Source organism: uncultured Campylobacter sp. (assembly GCF_938045625.1).
Classification (GTDB): domain Bacteria; phylum Campylobacterota; class Campylobacteria; order Campylobacterales; family Campylobacteraceae; genus Campylobacter_A.
Map to the genome: position 1 here is coordinate 1 of NZ_CALIAV010000043.1, position 19,502 is coordinate 19,502.

The 19,502-nt window shown below is 48.5% G+C and carries 17 protein-coding genes and 1 pseudogene; 10 read left to right on the forward strand and 8 right to left on the reverse strand.

Annotation, left to right across the window (positions count from 1 at the left end):
• Together Q0386_RS03890 and Q0386_RS03895 are read right to left on the reverse strand one after the other, a co-directional pair.
• Positions 1 to 210, reverse strand: a pseudogene (locus Q0386_RS03890) (hypothetical protein); the annotation flags it as partial.
• A gap of 316 nt (positions 211 to 526) precedes the next feature.
• On the reverse strand, positions 527 to 1,159 hold the full coding sequence (locus Q0386_RS03895; RefSeq protein WP_299027348.1) for a GNAT family N-acetyltransferase: 633 nt from the start codon (positions 1,157 to 1,159) through the stop codon (positions 527 to 529).
• Between the two features lie 189 nt (positions 1,160 to 1,348).
• Between Q0386_RS03895 and murI the strand changes: the two genes are divergently transcribed.
• A complete protein-coding gene (gene murI, locus Q0386_RS03900; RefSeq protein WP_299027393.1) occupies positions 1,349 to 2,200 on the forward strand; it encodes a glutamate racemase in 852 nt (283 codons plus the stop codon).
• A 349-nt stretch (positions 2,201 to 2,549) separates the two neighbouring features.
• Here the strand turns inward: murI and Q0386_RS03905 are convergent, their stop codons facing one another.
• Positions 2,550 to 3,359, reverse strand: coding sequence for a M48 family metallopeptidase (locus Q0386_RS03905; protein ID WP_299027351.1), 810 nt, complete (start codon positions 3,357 to 3,359; stop codon positions 2,550 to 2,552).
• A 450-nt stretch (positions 3,360 to 3,809) separates the two neighbouring features.
• Complete coding sequence (locus tag Q0386_RS03910; RefSeq protein ID WP_299027354.1) at positions 3,810 to 4,814, reverse strand: putative transporter; 1,005 nt, start codon at positions 4,812 to 4,814, stop codon at positions 3,810 to 3,812.
• 124 nt (positions 4,815 to 4,938) lie between these two features.
• On the opposite strand from Q0386_RS03910, the gene Q0386_RS03915 reads away from it, so the two are divergent.
• The 5 genes from Q0386_RS03915 to Q0386_RS03935 all read left to right on the forward strand — a co-directional run bounded on the left by Q0386_RS03915 (position 4,939) and on the right by Q0386_RS03935 (position 9,312).
• A complete protein-coding gene (locus Q0386_RS03915) occupies positions 4,939 to 5,394 on the forward strand; it encodes a DUF411 domain-containing protein (protein ID WP_299027357.1) in 456 nt (151 codons plus the stop codon).
• Positions 5,395 to 5,578: 184 nt separating this feature from the next.
• Positions 5,579 to 5,791, forward strand: coding sequence for a hypothetical protein (locus tag Q0386_RS03920; RefSeq protein WP_298791870.1), 213 nt, complete (start codon positions 5,579 to 5,581; stop codon positions 5,789 to 5,791).
• Positions 5,792 to 6,159: 368 nt separating this feature from the next.
• Positions 6,160 to 7,491, forward strand: coding sequence for a hemolysin family protein (locus Q0386_RS03925; protein WP_299027360.1), 1,332 nt, complete (start codon positions 6,160 to 6,162; stop codon positions 7,489 to 7,491).
• A 405-nt stretch (positions 7,492 to 7,896) separates the two neighbouring features.
• Positions 7,897 to 8,742 carry a fumarate hydratase gene (locus Q0386_RS03930; protein WP_299027363.1) on the forward strand — a complete coding sequence of 282 codons (846 nt, stop codon included), beginning with the start codon at positions 7,897 to 7,899 and terminating at the stop codon, positions 8,740 to 8,742.
• A 9-nt stretch (positions 8,743 to 8,751) separates the two neighbouring features.
• The gene (locus Q0386_RS03935) at positions 8,752 to 9,312 is read left to right on the forward strand and encodes a Fe-S-containing hydro-lyase (protein ID WP_002946978.1); all 561 of its coding nucleotides are present in this window, start codon (positions 8,752 to 8,754) and stop codon (positions 9,310 to 9,312) included.
• 124 nt (positions 9,313 to 9,436) lie between these two features.
• On the opposite strand, the gene Q0386_RS03940 is transcribed toward Q0386_RS03935, so the two are convergent.
• The 3 genes from Q0386_RS03940 to Q0386_RS03950 form a co-directional block, all read right to left on the reverse strand.
• Entirely contained in the window at positions 9,437 to 9,952 is a 516-nt protein-coding gene (locus Q0386_RS03940) for a hypothetical protein (protein ID WP_299027371.1), read from the reverse strand.
• A gap of 248 nt (positions 9,953 to 10,200) precedes the next feature.
• Positions 10,201 to 11,253 carry a TRAP transporter substrate-binding protein gene (locus Q0386_RS03945; RefSeq protein WP_299027373.1) on the reverse strand — a complete coding sequence of 351 codons (1,053 nt, stop codon included), beginning with the start codon at positions 11,251 to 11,253 and terminating at the stop codon, positions 10,201 to 10,203.
• A gap of 724 nt (positions 11,254 to 11,977) precedes the next feature.
• Complete coding sequence (locus Q0386_RS03950; RefSeq protein WP_299027375.1) at positions 11,978 to 12,424, reverse strand: MarR family winged helix-turn-helix transcriptional regulator; 447 nt, start codon at positions 12,422 to 12,424, stop codon at positions 11,978 to 11,980.
• Positions 12,425 to 12,553: 129 nt separating this feature from the next.
• On the opposite strand from Q0386_RS03950, the gene Q0386_RS03955 reads away from it, so the two are divergent.
• A complete protein-coding gene (locus Q0386_RS03955; RefSeq protein ID WP_299027378.1) occupies positions 12,554 to 13,792 on the forward strand; it encodes an efflux RND transporter periplasmic adaptor subunit in 1,239 nt (412 codons plus the stop codon).
• Complete coding sequence (locus Q0386_RS03960; protein ID WP_299027381.1) at positions 13,789 to 16,851, forward strand: efflux RND transporter permease subunit; 3,063 nt, start codon at positions 13,789 to 13,791, stop codon at positions 16,849 to 16,851. The genes Q0386_RS03955 and Q0386_RS03960 overlap by 4 nt, the downstream gene beginning before the upstream one ends.
• 116 nt (positions 16,852 to 16,967) lie before the next feature.
• Here the strand turns inward: Q0386_RS03960 and Q0386_RS03965 are convergent, their stop codons facing one another.
• On the reverse strand, positions 16,968 to 17,441 hold the full coding sequence (locus Q0386_RS03965) for a cysteine permease (RefSeq protein WP_299027384.1): 474 nt from the start codon (positions 17,439 to 17,441) through the stop codon (positions 16,968 to 16,970).
• Between the two features lie 94 nt (positions 17,442 to 17,535).
• On the opposite strand from Q0386_RS03965, the gene Q0386_RS03970 reads away from it, so the two are divergent.
• Together Q0386_RS03970 and Q0386_RS03975 are read left to right on the forward strand one after the other, a co-directional pair.
• Positions 17,536 to 17,913 carry a RidA family protein gene (locus tag Q0386_RS03970; RefSeq protein WP_299027387.1) on the forward strand — a complete coding sequence of 126 codons (378 nt, stop codon included), beginning with the start codon at positions 17,536 to 17,538 and terminating at the stop codon, positions 17,911 to 17,913.
• Positions 17,914 to 17,934: 21 nt separating this feature from the next.
• On the forward strand, positions 17,935 to 19,317 hold the full coding sequence (locus Q0386_RS03975; protein ID WP_299027390.1) for a DUF945 family protein: 1,383 nt from the start codon (positions 17,935 to 17,937) through the stop codon (positions 19,315 to 19,317).
• Positions 19,318 to 19,502 lie beyond the last annotated feature (185 nt).

Here is a 19,502-nt window from a genome sequence, read left to right on the forward strand (position 1 = left end):
TTTCTCAAGCACGGCTTGACCCGCCAAAAGCGCCTTTTTCATCGGCTCCTCGCGGATTTTAAATTCCTCTTTGGTTAGATCAAGCCCGCTAGTGCCGCCGTGAATGACGATGACGGGGGAAAATTTCTCCTGCGCATTCGCAGCCGTTAGCCCGAGCAGGGCCAAACTCGCCGCCATAAAAACGGCCTTTGAGAGTGAAAAGTGCTTCATAGGGCCTCCTTTGGAATAAAGTTTAAAATAATACTATAACTTTCTATCTTAAGAATAAATTAAAATTTTTCTACTTAATTGATAACATCTATAAAAATTTACATCGCAAATTTAAGTCTGTTAAGCGCCAAAAAGGCGCGATGTCTGAAATTTGATTGATATAAAGCGTATATTTTTGGAGCACTCTAACGTCGGCGAGAATGCTTTGGTTGAGACGAAGCTAGCGTAAATTTGAGATCGCGGGCGACGAGACGCTTGCTATGCGAGTTATGTCAAGGCGTGACACGCTAATCTTTAGCGTCAAATTTAAATTTTATCACAACTTCTTGCCCAGTATCGTTAGACTCTCGATTTTGCCGCCCATATCGCAGACTTCGGGTAGCTCGCCCCAGCGCGCAAAGCCGAATTTTGCAAACAAATTTAGGCTTGCCGCGTTGCTAGAAAATATCAGCGCAACGACGTTTTTTATGCCAAATTCTGGCGCGCTTTCGAGTATAAATTTTACGAGCCGTCTGCCGAGTCCTTTGCCGCGAGCCTCAGGTGCGATGTAGACGCTGATCTCGGCGGTGATGCGGTAGCCCTCGCGCGGATGATAGTCGCCGAGGCTGCCCCAGGCTAAGATTTCGCTTTTTTGGTTTGTGACGCTCGGCTTTTGCGCGCCCAAATTTTCGCCCTTTTGGTCAAATTTTCTCTCGCAATTAGCCTCAAATGTTTCGCCGTCTTCGCTCGTCAAATTTGCATCGCAAATCTCGCGCAACACGTATATCGGGCGATTTGCCGTCTCGTGCGCGTCAAACCACACTTCGCGCTCCTCTATGCCCACGGGGTGCAGCGTGGCCGTGGCATTTCGCTCTAAAACGCTTGCGTTATAAATGCTCGTAATAGCGGCTAGATCGGCCTTGACGGCGCACGAGATTTCGTATTTTACGGCAGCGAGATTTTCTTGCATTTTGAGTCCTTTTTAAATTTAACCGATTTTACGCCAAATTTGATTAAAAACAGCAGTGAAAACGTCAAATTTGTGCGTCGATAAAGGCGCGGGTCTAGCCGCCGCAAAAAGGTAAAATTTGCACCCAAAGGCGAAATCGCCGTAAATTTGAGTTATAATCTCTTTTTAAATTTAACCTTGGATAAAGATTTGAAAATAGCGTTTTTTGACTCGGGTATCGGTGGGCTTAGCGTGCTTGCCGAGGCTTTGCGGCGGTTTAGCGGGGCGGAGTTTTTGTATTTTGCCGACGAGGATCACGTCCCCTACGGCACGAAAAGTAGAGCCCAGATCGTGCGGCTCAGCCTCGATGCGGTCGGGTTTTTGGTCTCGCGCGGTGCGGACGCGGTCGTCGTAGCTTGCAACACCGCCACGAGCGCGGCTATCTCGGAGCTTCGCGGCGCTTTTAGCGTGCCTGTCATCGGCATGGAGCCCGCCGTCAAGCTCGCTGCGGACAGCTTCGGAGCGCGCCCGACGCTGCTCATCGCCACGCCCCTAACGATCGCGGGCGAGAAGCTCGCGCGCCTCGTGGGGCGGCTGGAGTGCGAGACGTGGAGCCTGCCGCTGCCTCGCCTCGTGGAGTTTGCGCAGGATTTGGAGTTTGATTCGCCCGCGGTTCGGGCGTATCTGCGGGAGGAACTAGCTAAATTTGAGCTTGAGCGCCTCGGTTCGCTCGTGCTTGGTTGCACGCATTTTAACTATTTCAAGGACGTTTTGCACGAAATTTTACCGCCTCACGTACGCATCATCGACGGCATCGACGGCACGCTAAACCGCCTTGCAAGCGAGCTGGGCGGAGGGTTAAAGCTTGCGTGCGGCGAGGATTATTCAGCGCTGGCGGGTAAATTTGACACGGAAACGGATGGTAAAAACGGCGGCAAAATTTATTACCCAAACGGCAACAGCGTGGAGTATTTTTACTCGGGCAGGGCGCTAGATGCGGCGCAACTACGCAAGGTGGAGATATTTTTAAAGCGGCTCGATGCGATGCGGGAGATTAACTAACGCTGTGCCGGCCGCGCGTCGTTTTGTGTAAGTAAAAGCGCGATAAAAAAGCAGGTTTGCGAATTGAATGCGGGCGGCGATGTAAATTCGGCGTCAAAAACTACTCAAATTTACGACAAAAAACAGCTAACCCAAAATCTATAAAAAAGCAAATGCAGTTAAATTTGCCGTTTTTTAAAGCAAATCAAAAACCAAAGCAAAAGCGGCAAATTTAAAATCTAATCGTTTAAATTTAGTATTCGGCGGATTTTACGGCTCGTATCCGCCTTTTAAATATATTAAAACGCTCGCCTGTTGCCTTAAACAAGCTAGTCGCAAGCGTTTAAAGAGCCGCTAGGCAAGCTAAATTTTACTTTTTGGCTTGCATATACACGGGCTCTAGCTTTGTCGCGACCTCGCGCAGATCGGCGATGCGGCTCTGGCTAGACGGGTGTGTGCTCAGTATTTCAGGCACGCTGCCGCCGCTTTTTTGCGACATTTTGACCCAGACGTTTACCGCCTCTTTAGGATCGTAGCCCGCGCGCGCCATCAGCTCCGTGCCGATGTGGTCGGCCTCGCGCTCGTGCGAACGAGAAAAGGGCAACGAGATGGTGTACTGAGCGGCCATATTTATGGCGCCGGTAGCTAGATCGCCCAGTCCTGCAGCTTGCGAAACGGCGAAAATGCCGACGTTTTTGAGCATATCCGTGCTGGCCTGCTCGCGGCTATGCTCCCGCAGCGCATGCGCGATCTCGTGCCCCATGACTGCGGCTAGTTCGCCGTTTGTGAGCGAGAGATTTTTGACGATGCCACTATACACGACGATGCGGCCGCCGGGCATACACCACGCGTTTATCGTGTTTTCGTCGATGACGTTTACTTCCCATTTCCACTTGAGCGCATCCTCTCTAAATGCTCCGACCTGCGCGATGAGCCGCTTGGCGACGTCTTGCACTCTTTTTGTCATAACGGGGTCGATGTTTAGCGCACCTTTTTGACGCGCGCCGCTGAGTGTCTCTACGTAGGCTTTGGCCGCGGCCTCGTTCATCTCCTGTTCGCCGACTAAAAACATCTGGCGTCTGTTTTCGCCTAGCGCGCCGCCGCTAGTCGAGCTAGTGAAGCAGCCCGTCAGCATCGTCGCGGTAAACACAGCGAGCAAAATAATTTTTCTTATCGTCATTTTTCATCCTTTGCGAGATTTTGGCGATTATACCGCTAAAACAGCTATAAATTCGTAAATAGGCGTTTAAATTTGGCTTAACGGCGGCAAATTTGTAAAGAAACGGCGGGTAAATTTGAGTTTTGTAAATTTGACGGCGTAAATTTGGCTTGGTTTTAGCGGCTTTAATGGATATGCGTTAAATTTGTGCGGGTCAAATTTGGCAAGTTTGCGGGCCTGAACCCGCTTTAGACGGCTCGGACGCGACTAGGCAAGCTCAAATTTAACCGCTACTTGCAAGCCATCAAATTTAAGTAAAGCCGCGAGTTCGTCAAATTTGCCGAATTTTCAGTCAAACTAACCGTCAAATTTGCGTCCAAAACGCTAAATTTGAGCGGCCGCCGGCGCGAGCGCGAGTCAAATAAGCCCGAGTCGCCGCGCAAGCAAAAGCTAAATTTAAAAGAGCCTGATTTACGCCGGCTCGCTTTGTAAATTTTCACCCAGCTTAACGCGCTTATACTCGATATTTTTCTCAAATTCCTTAAGCCTTTTGTGGATTGAGCGCAGCTCTGTGATGACCGTCCAGTTGTTCATAAACACCGCAAGCGACCCGCGTACTTGGCTAAAGGCATTTACGACTTGCATCATCACGCCCAGAGTTATAGTGCCCGCAAGAACGCTAGGACCCATCGCGATGAGCGGGACGATGACCATGCTTTGACCGAACATATATCTCCAGATATCAAAGTATCCGTAGTGCAAAAATAACCTGTAATAATTTCGTTTTAGATCGTGAAATAACCCTTCGAGTTTCTCGGGCGCGCCGTAGTTTGCCTTGTCGTCCTCGGCGTAAACAAGCTCTTTTCTAAACGCGGCTTCGACCTTTTGGTTATTGTACTCAAGGCCCGGCAGCTTGATGCCTACAAACCACGAGATCGCGAGTCCTCCGATGCTGACCGTTAGCGCGATCCACACGAGCGAGCCCTCGCTTTTGCCCAGTAGCGGTATATCGACCTGCCCGCTGAGCGCCCAAAGTATCGGGATAAAGGCGATGAGCGTCATCACGGCGTCGGCTACTTGCGAGCCTAAATTTTCCACCACTTTGGCAAAGCGGTAGATGTCCTCTTGGATACGTTGCGAGCTGCCTTCGATGTCGGTTTTGACGTTTCGCCAGTATTTTATGTAGTCAAACGTCATCGCCTCGCGCCACTTAAACGTCCAAAGGCGCGTGAAATAGTTCGTCATCGTCGCAAGCAGGACGTATGGGAAGGCGATCTTGGCAAATCTAAGCACGCAGGTCCAAAAATCGTCTATCGTGTGATCTTTGACGTTTTGCAAGATATCGTAAAAGTCCTTGTACCAGTTGTTTAGGAGCACTATCATCTGCACTTGCGCGTAGGTCGAGATCAGTAGCGCCGCGAGCCCGAAATACGCCCACGCGGCCCATTTTTTATTCGCGAAAAACGACGAAAACATCTATTTGCCTTTAAATTTGAGATTTAGTCGCAAAGTATAGCAAAACCCAGCTAAATTTATGCGCGTTAGATTACTGTTATGCGTATTACGTTAAAATCCGGCGAATTTTTTACAAAGGATGAAAATGAAAAAGACTGTTTTGGGATTTTCGCTATTTGCGGCTCTTGCGTCGGCGGCCCTGGGAGGCGAGACGATCGAAGTTTATAAAAGCCCGGACTGCGGTTGCTGCGGTAAATGGGGCGAAGTGATGAAGAAAAACGGCTTTGAGATCGTAGAGCACAAAACAAACGCGATAATCGAAACGAAAAACAAATACGGCGTTCCGCCGGAGCTATCTAGCTGCCACACCGGTATAGTCGGAGGTTACGCTATCGAGGGGCACGTGCCAGCTGAAGAGATAAAGGCGCTTTTGAGCGCTAAACCCTCTGACGTCGTGGGCATCTCGGTACCAGGTATGCCGCTTGGAAGTCCTGGCATGGAGCAGGGCGGCATCGTCGAGGACTATGATGTGATCGCGTTTAAAAAGGACGGCACGAGCGAAATTTTTGCCAGCTATAAAAACGGCAAAAAGGTAAAATAATTTAGTGAGTTCGGCGTAAAATTTATCAACGCCGCGGCCATCGTTTTACCGGGTTTCGCGGCGATTTTTACCGTGAGACTATTTTTTAAATTTGAGTGCCACATCTTGTCAAATTTGGCGCAAAATCAAGCTAAATTTAACCGCCGTCGCTGTATTATTAAGATAAATTTGCAAAGGAGCGGGCGTGGCGAGATTGATATTTATCCTGTTTATTTTGGGCTTTCTTGCGTGGCTTTATATGGGCGGGACGACCAAAACGGTGGCTGATTACAAGGGCATGAGCCGGGAGGAGCTCGAGACGTTGTGTCTTGAGAAAAAGGACAAAAAAGCCTGCCAGAAAATAGCGATCGACTTCGTAAACGGTGCGAAGGCAAACGGCGGCAAACCGCAGTTTTAGGATTTGACGCATCAAATTTAACGGCGTAAACTTGGTTTAAATTTTATAAATTTAACCGCTAGCATTTTTGCGGTGCGGGTCTTGGCGTGTCAAATTTGGACTCAAATTTAAATAATTTTCGCAAATTTGAGCCAAACGGCGCACAATATAAGCAATATTTGTATTACAAGTTTAGCGCAGAGGTTAAATTTACGCTCAAATTTAAGCCGCAAGCAGGGCGCACATGCAACCAAAAGCGCCAAAACGCGGCAAAATAGCCTCCGCGGCACTCGCTCGCGCTAGAGGCGGCAAAAATGCGCTTTCAGTTTAAAATTCCCGATTTTCTGCTATAATCGCCGCATTTCATTTTAATTTTTTAAGGATTTTAATTGCACCCCAGTAGCGCCGACTCGCTTTTTATGATCGCTCTCGCGTTTTTCTTCGTATTTCTAAACGCTTTTTTCGTCTTATCAGAATTTTCCATCGTCAAAGTCCGTAAGAGCCGCCTAGAGGAGCTTGCAAAGGACAAAGTGCCAAACGCGAAAACCGCGCTTGATATGTCAAACAATCTCGATACCTACCTCTCCGCCACGCAGCTAGGCATCACGCTAAGCTCGCTGGCTCTGGGCTGGATCGGCGAACCCGCGGTCGCTAGACTGATCGAGGAGCCGCTAAAAACATACTTTAATCTAAGCGATATCTTAGTCCACACCGTCGCGTTTGCGATCGCATTTACGCTGATCACGCTCATGCACGTGGTGCTAGGCGAGCTAGTGCCAAAGTCCGTCGCCATCGCAAAATCCGAAAAAGCAGTCCTAGCCATCGCGCGTCCATTGCATGTATTTTGGGTGGTTTTCTCGCCGCTTATCAAGACTTTTGATTTTCTAGCCGGCGTTTCGCTTAAAATTTTAGGCATCAAGCCAGCCAAAGAGAGCGAGCTAGCCCACTCTGAAGAGGAGATAAAAATCATCGTGGGCGAGAGCCTAAAAGGCGGCGTTTTAGATAGCTTTGAGACCGAGATCATCAAAAATGCGGTCGATTTCTCCGACACCGTCGCCAAAGAGATCATGACTCCGCGCCGCGATATGGTCTGCATAAACAAACAAAAAAGCTACGAAGAAAATATCAAAGTGATCTTTGACTCCAAATACACGCGCTATCCCTACATCGACGGCAGCAAGGACGCGATACTAGGCATGATCCATATCAGAGATATCTTGCAAATCGATCTGGGCAACAAAAAGCGCGAATTTGACAGCATCGTGCGAAAATTTGTCATCGTGCCCGAAAACCTCTCGATATCTAAAATCCTCGTGATGATGAACAAACAGCAAATCTCAGCCGCTCTAGTCGTGGACGAATACGGCGGCACGGCGGGGCTTCTTACGATGGAAGACATTATGGAAGAAATTTTGGGCGACTTTAACGACGAGCACGACGACGCCGACCCGCACTACAAAAAAATCAACGAAAATATCTACGAGTTTCAGGGGCGCTTTGATTTAGAGAGCGTCGAGGAGCTGATGGGGATAAGCTTCGCCGACGAGACCGAGGAGCTCACGATCGGCGGATACGTCTTTAATCTCATCGGTCGCTTGCCGGTCGTGGGCGACAAGATCGAGGACGAAAACTGCTACTACGAGGTGCGCAAGATGGACGGTGCTAGCATCTCTAGCGTCAAAGTGCGCAGAAAAATCGAAGAAAAAGAGGACGATGACTGAGTAAATTTGAGAGCGGATTTGGCTCGTGAAAATTTGAGTCGCGAAAACAGCTTCTCAAATTTAAACCGATCTAAATTTGAAAGGCTCCGCTTCGTTCGTAAATCAGCTCAAATTTAAGCCGTTGCGTCAAATTTGAGTTTTACGGCACTTGCTCTAAATTTATCGCCGTTTTGCCGAGTCTTGCGGGGCTACCGTTAAATTTCATAGCCGGCTTTAGTTAAGCTAAATTTTCAAATTTACGCGAAGCATAAATTTAAGCCGATTTTTCTCTTAGACTTTCTCAAAATCAACAAATTTAATCTAACTTTTTAGCTTATTTTGATAAACTTCGCGAAATTTAATAAGAGATAAAAATTAAATTTTATATTTTGAAATTTATAAAATAAATTTAACACAGGAGGACAGATGAGAGTAGTTCAAGCGGAATTAATCTCCAAAACCGTCAGCGAGCTTTGCAAAGAGGCCTGTTACGTCGTGACGCCCGATATGAGAGCGGCTTTTGAAAAAGCTAGAGAAAACGAGAGTTCGCCGATAGGAAAAGACATCCTAGGCAAGGTACTCCAAAACGCCGATCTAGCGCAGAAGCGCGTCGCGCCGATCTGCCAAGACACGGGTATGGCGGTTGTATTCGTCGATATCGGTCAAGACGTGCATATCGAGGGCGGATTTTTAGAAGACGCGATAAACGAGGGCGTAAAAGACGGCTACGTGAGCGGCTACCTACGCAAATCGGTCGTAAACGACCCGATCTTTGAGCGTAAAAACACGACCAATAACACCCCTGCCGTCATAAACGTAAGAATAGTAAGAGGCGACAAAATCCATATAAAAGTGGCTCCAAAGGGCTTTGGCAGCGAGAACAAATCGGCTCTAAAGATGCTAGTGCCCGCAGACGGCCTAGAGGGCGTGAAAAAGGTATTTTTAGACACAGTTAAGCTAGCTGGTCCAAACGCTTGCCCTCCGATGGTGATCGGCGTAGGCATAGGCGGCACGATGGATAAGGCCGCGCTAATGGCAAAATACGCAGCCGCTCGCGCCGCAGACAGCAAAAACCCCGATCCTAGATACGCCAAACTAGAAGAGGAGCTACTAGAGCTCGCCTGCAAAACGGGCGTCGGACCGCAAGGACTAGGCGGCGACACGACCGCGGTAAAAGTAAATATCGAGTGGTATCCGACCCACATCGCGGGTCTACCGGTCGCTATCAACATCAACTGCCACGCCGCTCGCCACGCCGAAGCTGAAATTTAAGGAGAAAAGATGTCAGAAGTAAAAAAGATAACCGCGCCGTTTGATAAAGATGTCGTAAAAAGCCTAAAAGCGGGCGACAACGTGCTAATAAGCGGCACCATCATCGCAGCTCGCGACGCCGCGCACAAGGCGCTAACCGAGACTTTGGCTCGCGGCGAGGCCTTGCCCGTAAATTTAGCCGGCGAGACGATCTACTACCTAGGACCAAGCCCCGCAAAACCTGGCGACGTCATAGGTGCTGCGGGACCGACTACTAGCGGACGCATGGACAAATACACTCCGACGATGATAAACGAAGTGGGCATCAACGGCATGATCGGCAAGGGCTACCGCTCTGAAGCCGTCGTCGAAGCGATGAAAAAATCAGGCTGCGTCTATATGGTTGCCATCGGCGGTGCGGGCGCGCTGATTAGCCAAAGTATCAAAAAGTACGAAGTGCTAGCCTATCCAGAGCTTGGACCAGAGGCGATCGCGAGGCTCACGGTCGAGGATTTCCCTGCTATCGTAGCGATAGATAGCGAGGGCAATAACTTCTATGAAGCAGGGCAAGCTCCGTATAAAAAAATATAAATTTCTAGGCGCGGGTTATCGCTAGCTCGCGCCCTGATCTAAGCACCGCTTTTAGTTTGCGCGCTATTTGCGAAAGCGGGCAAATTTGAAACCAAACGGCGCGTTAAACTCTCAAATTTTATGCTTAGTCTTTAAAAATTTTGTCGTAATTGCTCGGATACGCCGCTCTTAGAGATTTCTTAATCTTAGCCTTTAACGAACCACCGTCGCTAAGCTTTACGTCGTCGATTAGGCAATCTTTATCGCAAATTAGGCGCAAAGTTATATCCCGTTTTTCGCCAAATAGCTCAAATTTCACTTGCACTTCGTTCTCTGAGACCGCTTTTGCGCTAAAGTTTTTTAGCTCGTCAATCTCGTGCGAGCCTATAAAAGGATCGGCATCTAGATCGGACGATACGTGCTCTATGCCGCTTAGACGTCCCAGCGCAGAGCCGAACTGATCATAAATCAGCCCGTCAAGCTCGGGAGTCAGCCACTCCGAGGTGATAGGCTGTATTTCGCCGTCGCCGTAGCTTGTTTGGTAAAATTCTTTTACCGTTTTTTCCATTAGCGCGGCTTTCGTCGTTTGTGCGCTTAGGTTTGCGCCACCAAGACCGCAAAAAACTACAGCCAAAAGGCAAAATTTAGACACATTTTTCATGGCTTTCCTTTAAATTTAGGTGTTTGGTGATTTTAGCACTATTTGGGTTAAAATTCGGGAAGTTTAAGATATGAAAGTAACGGCGGTCTGCTTTGGCGCATTTGTTGGTTAAATTTAAGCAAAGCAGCGTTGATAAAATTTAGAGTTCAAATTTGACGTCAAGCTAAAATCGGGCTAAATTTAACACCAAATTTGCGTTAGCCGAGCCGTCAAATTTACTCGGACGGCTCATTAAATTTAGCAGAAAATCACTCCGTGGTGCTGTTTATGTAGCTGTTTTCGGAGATCTGCGTCCAGACTCTAGCCTTTTTCATAAAGGCTTTTTGCGAGTCTAGGATCTCTTTAAACGTCGCGTCCTTTGCCGAAAGTTCGTCTAGGATCTCGTCCGTAGCCTTGCGCAGCGCGGCGATGATTTCCGGCGGAAACGAAGCGATTTTCACGTCCGGATGTTCGCTTTTGATTTTATCAAGCACTAGCGAGTTTTGATAGACCGCCGACTCGTAAACATCGGCTGCTACGGCCTTTGTCGCGGTTTCTACTATAGCTTGGAGGTCAGCCGGTAGCTTGTCCCAGAGCTTTTTGTTGATGTAAAATTCATTTTCGCTTGCGGGCTCCTGCCAGCCGGTGTAGTAAAATTTAGCCACCTTTTGAAAGCCGAAATTTATATCGATCGCTGGGCACACCCACTCGACGGCGTCGATCGTGTTCATCTCCATCGCCATGTATAGCTCGCCGATCGGGATCGTGTTTATATTGACTCCCAGTTTTGCCATTATCTCGCCGCCAAGCCCGGTCATGCGCAGTTTTAGCCCCTTTAGATCGTCCGTGCTCTTGATCTCTTTTTTAAACCAGCCGCCCATTTGCATGCCAAAATTTCCGCCGTGAAAGGTCACGATGCCGTACTCGTTAAAGACCTTTTGCGCGAGCTCCTTGCCGCCGCCGTGCGCGTACCATGCGTCCTGCTCGGCCTTGTTCATGCCAAAGGGCACCGTCGTAAAGAGCATGAGTTTAGCGTCCTTGCCCTTATAGAAGTAGCTCGCGGTGAAAGCTGCGTCGTATTGGGCGCTTTTGACCATATCAAGCAGCGCAAACGCCGCCTTGTGCTTGGATGGATAGTCGACGCGAACCTCGATACGGCCGTCGCTCATCTTTTCCACGAGCTCTTTAAATTTCTTCGGAGCGTCGCCTAGCACGGGTACGTTGCTCTCGTAGGTGGAGGCGAGCTTGATTTTGTATTTTTCCGCTGCCTGCGCGCTAAACACCATCGCCGCGCACAAAGCCAGCGCTGAAAATAGTTTCATTTTTTCTCCTTTTGGTTTTAAATTTACCGATTATAGAGTTTTGAATTATATTTTTTGATTAATTTTAAAATTTAAGCTATAAAAATTTATGGCAAATGAGTAAAAACGTAAATAAATTTCTAAAATGTTACGAAAATTAAATTATGCCGTTTGCGGATAAATTTGACGATTGTCGTCGCCGGATCGGCGGCATTTGAGCGATACGACTCGGCGAATTTTGTTTGAGTGGGCAGCGGAAGTCGACACGTAGATACGGCTCTAAACTACTTTACTCGACGCATCAAAATCTAGCGGGCCAAATTTACTCGTGTTTTTTGAGGTACATTGCGACGATTTTATGGGTTGTAAATGCTAAATTTAAGGTGCGTATGTAAAGATAAATTGGCAGGCTTTTGTAGCAAATCGACTTGGTCTTTTGAATCGCATTTGAGGCGTCACCGAGTAAATTTAAGTAGCAAATTGGCAAGACGACTTTTCGATAAATTTACAATGCAAATTTGTGAAATTTGAGCTCTAAAGCGTGCGCTTGAAGTTCGAATTTAATTAGCCGAGTGCAAAAAACGGCGAGCGAGTAGGTAAATTTTAGGAAGAGCTGGAAACGTCGTTGGCGTATAGTGTTTCGGCTAGCGTATTTTGCGTGCGGTTGCCGTTAGCTCCGATTCGTGTTTGCTAGCCTCTTGGCAAAAATATACGACAAAAACGACTTGATTAGATATAAGCAAGCTTAAATTTCCGTTTGGATATCAGGCGTATTTTCGATCTCTTTGTCGCAAATCTCGCAAAAGCGCGTCAGCAATAAAAATAGCTTCTCGGTGTTTTTTTCGCCGAGCCTAGCAAATACTCGCTCGCCCAGCTCATCGCTAGCGCGCACTATAGGGTCTGCCACTTCGTGCCCTTTTTGCGTGAGACTCATCGCGCGCTCCCTTTTATCCGTGCTTTGCACGCCTATCTGCACTAGCCCTTTTTGTCGAAAATCCTTGCAGACGTTAAAGACCGTTTGCTTGGGTATGAACCGCTCTTGGCCGATCTTTTTTTGCGTCGAACGGCCGTCTTTTGCGAGTGTATAAAGCACTGCAAATTCGCTGTAGCTAAGCCCAGTTTTAGCAATCAGCATGTCTATGCGTTTGTCGATATCGCCGATTTTTTTGCCCAGCTCGTCGAAGTTGTACATTATTTCTCCCTTTTTTATTTTGGGTGAATTTTAGTAAAATCCTAAAATATTTTCAAGGTTTTTGGATTGACTTTTAGTCCTAAATTTTGCTAATATAGTAAATTTTAAGACTAATATCAAAGGAAATTTATGAAACTCGGTAATTTTTTAAAGGTGTATTTTTTATCGTTCGCGCTGATTTTCGTCGTAGCTGCGCAGGAAAATAAATCGGCACAGGAAGCAGCGTCGCAAGCAGAGAAAAATACGGCCGAGCAACAAACTGCTCAAGCGGGCGTAAAAGACGACACTGACGCTAGCGAAACAAACGTCGGCCAAGACGACAAAAATTCGGACGCTAGGCAAAATCAAAACGACGAAGCTATAAAGCTAACGGTCGTATCGCCCAAGGTCCAAAAATTTAATCCAAAGCTAAATTTGCACGGCGAACTGGTCGCTAAAGACGACGTTGCAGTAGGTTCGGCGCTACAAGGCCAGCAAATCTCCGAGGTTTTAGTCAAAGTCGGCGAAAACGTGCAAAAGGGGCAAATTTTAGCTCTGCTGGATAATGCCGGCGTAAAAGCGAAATTTGAGCAGCAAACCGCTGCGCTAGAGGCTGCAAAGCAAAATTTAAACTCCGCCAAGGCTGCTTTTAGCGAATCTGAGTCTGCGCTAAAGCGAGCTAAAGACCTAGCCGCAAAAAAGGCTATTAGCTCGCAAGAACTCGAACAAGCAAGCGCAAAAGAAGCAAGCGCCAGAGCGAATCTAAACTCCGCTAAAGCGCAAATCTCGCAGATAGACGCGCAGATCGCTGAAGCTAAAGACCAACTCGGCAAAGCTAGCGTGATAGCGCCCGTTAGCGGCGTCGTTACGGCCAAAAAAGCCCAAATCGGTGCGCTAACTAGTGGCGAGGCTTTGTTTAACATCGCAAAAGACGGCGTCATCGAGCTATCTGCGGACGCGGACGTAGCCGAGCTAGCGCAGATAAAAGTCGGTATGGGCGCGCAGGCTCAAATTTACGGCGTAAAAGAGGCTGTGAAAGGCAAAGTGCGGCTAGTGCCAGTGAGCGTGGATACGAGCTCGCGCCTAGGCAAGGTCAAAATTTCGCTAGATGGTGAGGCGAAATTTATCGGTTCGTACGCCAAGGCCATTATCGACCTGCCTGAATTTAGCGCGTTAGTGCTGCCTGCGCAGGCGATTTCGTTTACGGACGAAGGCGTGTTTGCGACGCTAATAAAAGACGGCAAGGCGCAGAAGCGAAAAATCCAAACCGGACTTAGAGCAAACGGGCTAGTTCAGGTGATTTCAGGTGTCAGCAAGGACGATGAGGTCGTGCTAAAAGCCGCCGCGCTGGTAAACGACGGCGAAGCGGCGCAAAGGAGCGCTGAGTGAAAATTTCGTCTTGGGCGATTCGCCATCCCATCCCGATTATCGTGCTTTTTATCGCGCTTAGCTTAGGCGGCGTAGCGTCGTTTCTGCGCCTACCGATAAACGCAAACCCAAACGTAAATTTCCCTATCGTTAGCGTCACGGTCACGCAGGCGGGCGCGTCGCCTACGCAGCTGGAAAGCTCGACTACTAGGCGCATAGAAGACGCCGTGAGCGGGCTGGCGGACGTGAGGCACGTTAGCTCTACGATCTCCGAGGGCAGCTCGGCTACGACGGTGGAGTTTGCTATCGAAACGGACGTCGATCGAGCCGTAAACGACGTGCGAAACGCTATCTCGCAGATCAGAGACGAACTACCGGCCGGCATCGATACGCCGCTAGTAGAGCGCGTAGACGTCGAGGGCGGCGCGCTGGCGTTTTATTCTATAGGAAGCGCAAATTTAGACCAAAGCGAGATATCGCACCTGATAGATAACGAGATAAAAAGGCGGCTACTAGCGATCCCGGGCGTTCAGCAGGTAAAGCGCCTAGGCGGCGTTACGCGCGAGATCAGAGTGCTTTTAGATCCCGCCGCGCTTAGCTCGCTAAAGATAGACGCTGCTCATATTAGCAAGCAGCTCGCACAAAATAATGCCGATTTGCCCGCAGGCAGGACGGTTTTAGACGGTGCGGAAAATAGCCTGCGCGTAACGGGCGGCGCAAAGAGCGTCGAGGAGCTTTCCGATACTCATATCTGGCTAGACGGCGGCCGAAACGTCCGTCTGGGCGATATCGCTCGCGTTGAGGACTCGCACGGCGAGGTTAGGTCGCGCTCTAGGATGGATGGGCTGGAGACGGCTGGATTTAGCGTCTCGCGCTCAAAAGGCGCCAGCGACACGGTCGTGATGCAAAAGGTCGAGGATGAGCTGGCTAAATTTACCGCAGAGCATGCAGAAGTAAAGATAGATGAGATATATACCTCGGCAAATGAGACCAAGCAAAGCTATACCCAAACGATCTGGATGCTAGCCGAGGGCGCGATACTGACGGTACTGGTCGTGTTTGTTTTCTTGCGAGACGCGAGAGCGACGCTGGTGGCGGCTGTGTCGCTGCCTCTTTCGATCCTGCCGACGTTTGCGGCGCTTTATCTGCTGGACTACACGCTAAACGGCATCACGCTGCTGGCTCTCATGCTAGTTATCGGCATACTCGTAGACGACGCGATCGTGGAGATAGAAAATATCAAAAAACACCTAGCTCTAGGCAAACGCCCCTATCAGGCCGCCATCGACGCGGCCGATGATATTGGCTTTGCAGTGGTTGCCATTACGCTAACGATAGTGGCGATATTTTTGCCCGTTAGCTTTATCGGCGGAGGCATCGGGCAGTATTTTAGGCAGTTTGGCATAACCGTCGCGGCGGCGGTTTTGGCTTCGCTTTTAGTAGCGCGCTTAGCCACTCCGCTGCTAGCGGCCTATATCCTAAAGCCCGAGGCCAAAGATGAGCGCGAAGTGGGCAAACTAAAGGCCGCCTATCTAAATTTGCTAACTTTCACGCTAGATCACCGCAAATTTACGCTCTTTATCGGCTTTTTGCTACTGCTTGGCTCGTTTGCGCTAATACCGCTTTTGCCGACGGGATTTTTGCCTCAAAGCGACTCGGGTAGAAGCAGCGTAAATATCACGCTAGCTCCGGGTTCCACGCTAGAGCAGACCGATGAGAGGCTTTTAAATTTAACGCGCGCCATCAAAGGAAACCCTGCCGTTTGGTCGGTTTTTGCTATCGCAGGAGGAGGTGGCGAAACGCACAAGGGCGAGCTGTTAATCACGCTAAAACCGCACAAGCAGCGCGCCGTTACGCAAAAGGAGTTTGAAAACGAACTGCGGGCGGAGCTGGCTAAATTTAGCGATATGAGATTTGCCTTCGCTAACGATATGGCTGCGCGCGATATCTCGGTCATCCTAGCAGGAGACGACGCGGATGCACTCTCTCAAACCGCCGCGCTGATAAAATCTCAAATGAGCGGAGTTGCGGGCGTAAAAAACGCTCAAGTAAACGAACCGCTGCAAAAGCCGGAAATCCGCGTAAATTTAATCAAAAAAGAGGCCGCAAGGCTGGGCGTGAGCCATCAGACCGTTGGCGAAGCTTTGCGTATCGCTACCGTAGGCGACACGGACGCGGCGTCGGCAAAATTTGACCTACCTGATCGCCAAGTACCTATCCGCGTTAGCCTAGAGGAGAGCGCTAGAAACGATCTTGAAGTTTTGCGTAAAATTTACGTCCAAAGCGCGACAGGGACGGCTGTGCCGCTCTCTAGCGTGGCAGAAGTTTCGTATTCGCAGGGTGCGGCTAGCATAGAGAGGTTTGATAAACGTCGTAAGATCGCTGTCGAGGCCGATTTGCAACCTGGATTTACCATAGGCGAAGTTTTGGGGCAAATTCATGCCTTGCCCGCGATGCAAAATTTGCCGAAAGGCATCTCCTCGCCCGAGTACGGCGATAGTGAGTATATGAGCGAGATGTTTGAGCAGTTTAGTATCGCGCTTGGCTTTGGAGTGACGATGTTTTTGCTGGTTTTGATCGTACTTTTTCGCGATTTTTTGCAGCCTGCGACGATATTTATCGCGCTTCCGCTCTCTATCGGCGGCGCGGCCGGAGGTCTGCTACTTTACGGCGGCGCGCTTGATCTATCCTCCGTGATCGGTATCTTGATGCTGATGGCTATCGTGGGTAAAAACTCTATCTTACTCGTTGATTTCGTCATCGAAAAGCGCCTGCGCGGAAGCGGCGTCAGGCAGGCTTTGCTAAGCTCTGGCGCTGAACGTGCGCGACCTATCGTGATGACTACGATAGCTATGATCGCGGGCATGGCGCCTGCGGTGTTTGCTAGCGGCTCGGGAGCGGCTTTTCGCGCGACGATGTCGGTAGCCGTGATCTGCGGGCTGGCGGCCTCTACGCTACTTAGCCTCGTTTTCGTGCCGACGGTTTATTCTATCGTTGATGACGTGAAAAACTTCCTTGGCAGGCGGCTTTCTAAGCTCACGTCCGTAACCGAAGAAGATAAGCAAAACTGGGCGAGGTAAATTTAGCCGATAAACGCCGGCACTAAATTTACCGGGTTTTTACGCGGCGTGGTAAGATTGATTAAATTTGGCTTTATTCGGCTTGGGTCAAATTTGAGCGGGTTTTGCAGTCAAATTTAATAATACCCAAGGCACATCGTCTCGGTTAGCTTTATGCGCTTTTCAAGCGGCGCAGGCGAGAAAAACGAGCACTTTTCGATGTAAATTCTGTAGTCGTAGTCAAGTCCGAAGTCGTCGTAAAATTTCTTTAAATTTATAAATTTGATCCCGCAAATTTCGCGTAGATCAAAAAGCGGATAGAGTTTGGAGCCGTTTTTGGCGACTAGGTGCGATGGTGCTAGCGTCGTAAACGAGCAAAATGCCGATGTGAGCACGAGTCCGGCTAGATCGCTGCAGCGTGCGGCCGCCTCGCGAAAACGCGCTGGAATGCATTTTTTATGCAGAAAAACGATGCGTGAGTTTTCAAATTTAGCGCAGATGGCGCCGCTCCAAAACAGATACGCATTGCCCGAAATTTCGGCGTTTCGCGCAAATTCGCAGCCCAGAATGTAATCATCCAAAAACTCGTTTGGCGCAAGGGTTATTTTCATATTTTCCGTGCCTTTCTTGCGGGAAATTATAGCTAAATTTGCAAATTCGGCGCTAAACTGCTAATATTCGCGAAATTTTTTACAAAGGACGAAAATGAAAAAGGTTATCTCTACAAAAGATGCCCCGCAAGCGATCGGGCCGTATTCGCAAGCGATCGCGGCAAACGGATTTTTGTTTATTTCCGGACAGTTAGGCGTGACTCCTAGCGGCGAATTTGCGGGTGCGGACGTAAAATCGCAGGCGCAAAGGTCGCTTCAAAATTTGCAAGCGATTTTGAGCGAAGCGGGGCTTGGCTTTGAAAACGTAGTAAAAACGACGATTTTTCTAGCCGATATTGCGGACTTTGCGGCGGTAAACGAAATTTACGCCGAGTTTTTTAAAGAGCCATATCCTGCTCGCAGCACTGTTGCGGTAAAAACGCTACCAAAGGGCGGTTTGGTCGAGATCGAGCTTATTGCGGCGACGAAGTAAAATTTAAAATCAAGGAAAAAAATGAAAAAGATTATATTTGCGCTCACAGTCGTTTTGATTGCGGTTTTGGGCGTCGCATTTTACGGCTCGTCTAAGGCCAAAGAGTCCTACGATAGGGGCGTGGCTAGGCTAACGGGCGAAACTCTGCACTTGCCGTTTATCGATCTAAAGGCAAACGTGACGCAAAACGAGTACGACAAAGGGCTGTTTAGCTCGCGTGCGACGCTTACATTTGAGCTAACCGACGGCAAAGATCCGGTAAAATTTGAGGCTAAAACCACGCTAAAGCACGGATTTGCCGAGCTGTTTAACGGATTTAAGGCGCACAGCGATATCAAGGCTCTAACGCCCGAAGCCGCCGCCGAAGCTAAAAAGATATTCGGCACGGACGAGTTTTTGAGCGCCGACGTGTTGATAAATTTAGATAAAACCCGCGACGTAACGCTAAATTTGGCCGAGATCAAAGTAGAAGAGAGAAATTCGGACTTTGTTATCTCAAAGCCTTTTGCAAAGGCGCAAATCAAAGAAAATAAGATAAAATCCCTAGAAATCGGCGTCGGTAAAGTTAGCGGCGGCGATACGGACGACTCCGGCAAATTTGCGATGGAAAACGCCTCTATGGTCATCGAGCTTAGCGATTTTAAGAGCTTTAGCGATCTGGTTTCGTTCGTAAATTTACAAACCGCCTACGAAAATATATCTAAAGTAGGAATAAAGGTCGGCAAAATGAGCTTTAGCAACGCTAGAAGCTATGATTTTCCAAAAGCCGTCGGGATAACCGATATGGCGTTTTTAGCGCAGATCAAGCAAAATGCGGACGCAAATTTGCTCGATACGATGACGGAGGCTAACCTGGGCGCGCTAGAAATAGACGGCAAGAAAGTCCTAACTCAGCTAAATGCCGCCATGAACGAAAAAAACGTAAACAAGCTTGCTATGGCGATGTATCTTAATGATCCTAAAGAATCGGCGGTTTATAAAATTTTAATGAGCGAAAACTACGTACTGGAAGTTAAAAATTTTAGCTTTAAAAACCCGGGCGGCAAGGAGATCAAATTTAGCGCCGTAGCCGACGCATCGGGACTGGGCGCCAAAAGCAAAACGCTAGAAAACGACGCGGACGTGGAAAGGGCGCTAAAGGCGGTTAAATTTGACGGCGAACTAAAAGTGCAAGCCGCGTCTATAACGGAGTTTTTAAGCGAATATAAAGGGATAATGCCCGATAGGGATTTTAACGAAATGATTAACGGTATTAAGCCTTTTGAGGAGCGCATAAATTCGCTTTTTGCCAAAGATGGCGAGTATATGAGCGCGAAATTTAAACACGACGTCGGTAGCGATGATCTGCTCGTAAACGATAAAATTTCGCTTAAAGAATTTATAATGAGCCTGATGGCGAACTAAAATTTGTTTTATTTTTAGCGGACGATAGCGCTAAATTTACTGCTTCGTCCGCTGAACGAATTTTATTTTTGCTTATATATTAAGGTAAATTTCTAGAAAATAAAATTTGATAGAACCACCAACAAAAAATCTCTAAAATTTTTTACACCCCTCCTTCCCTTCAGCTTCTTTTAAGCATATTGCTT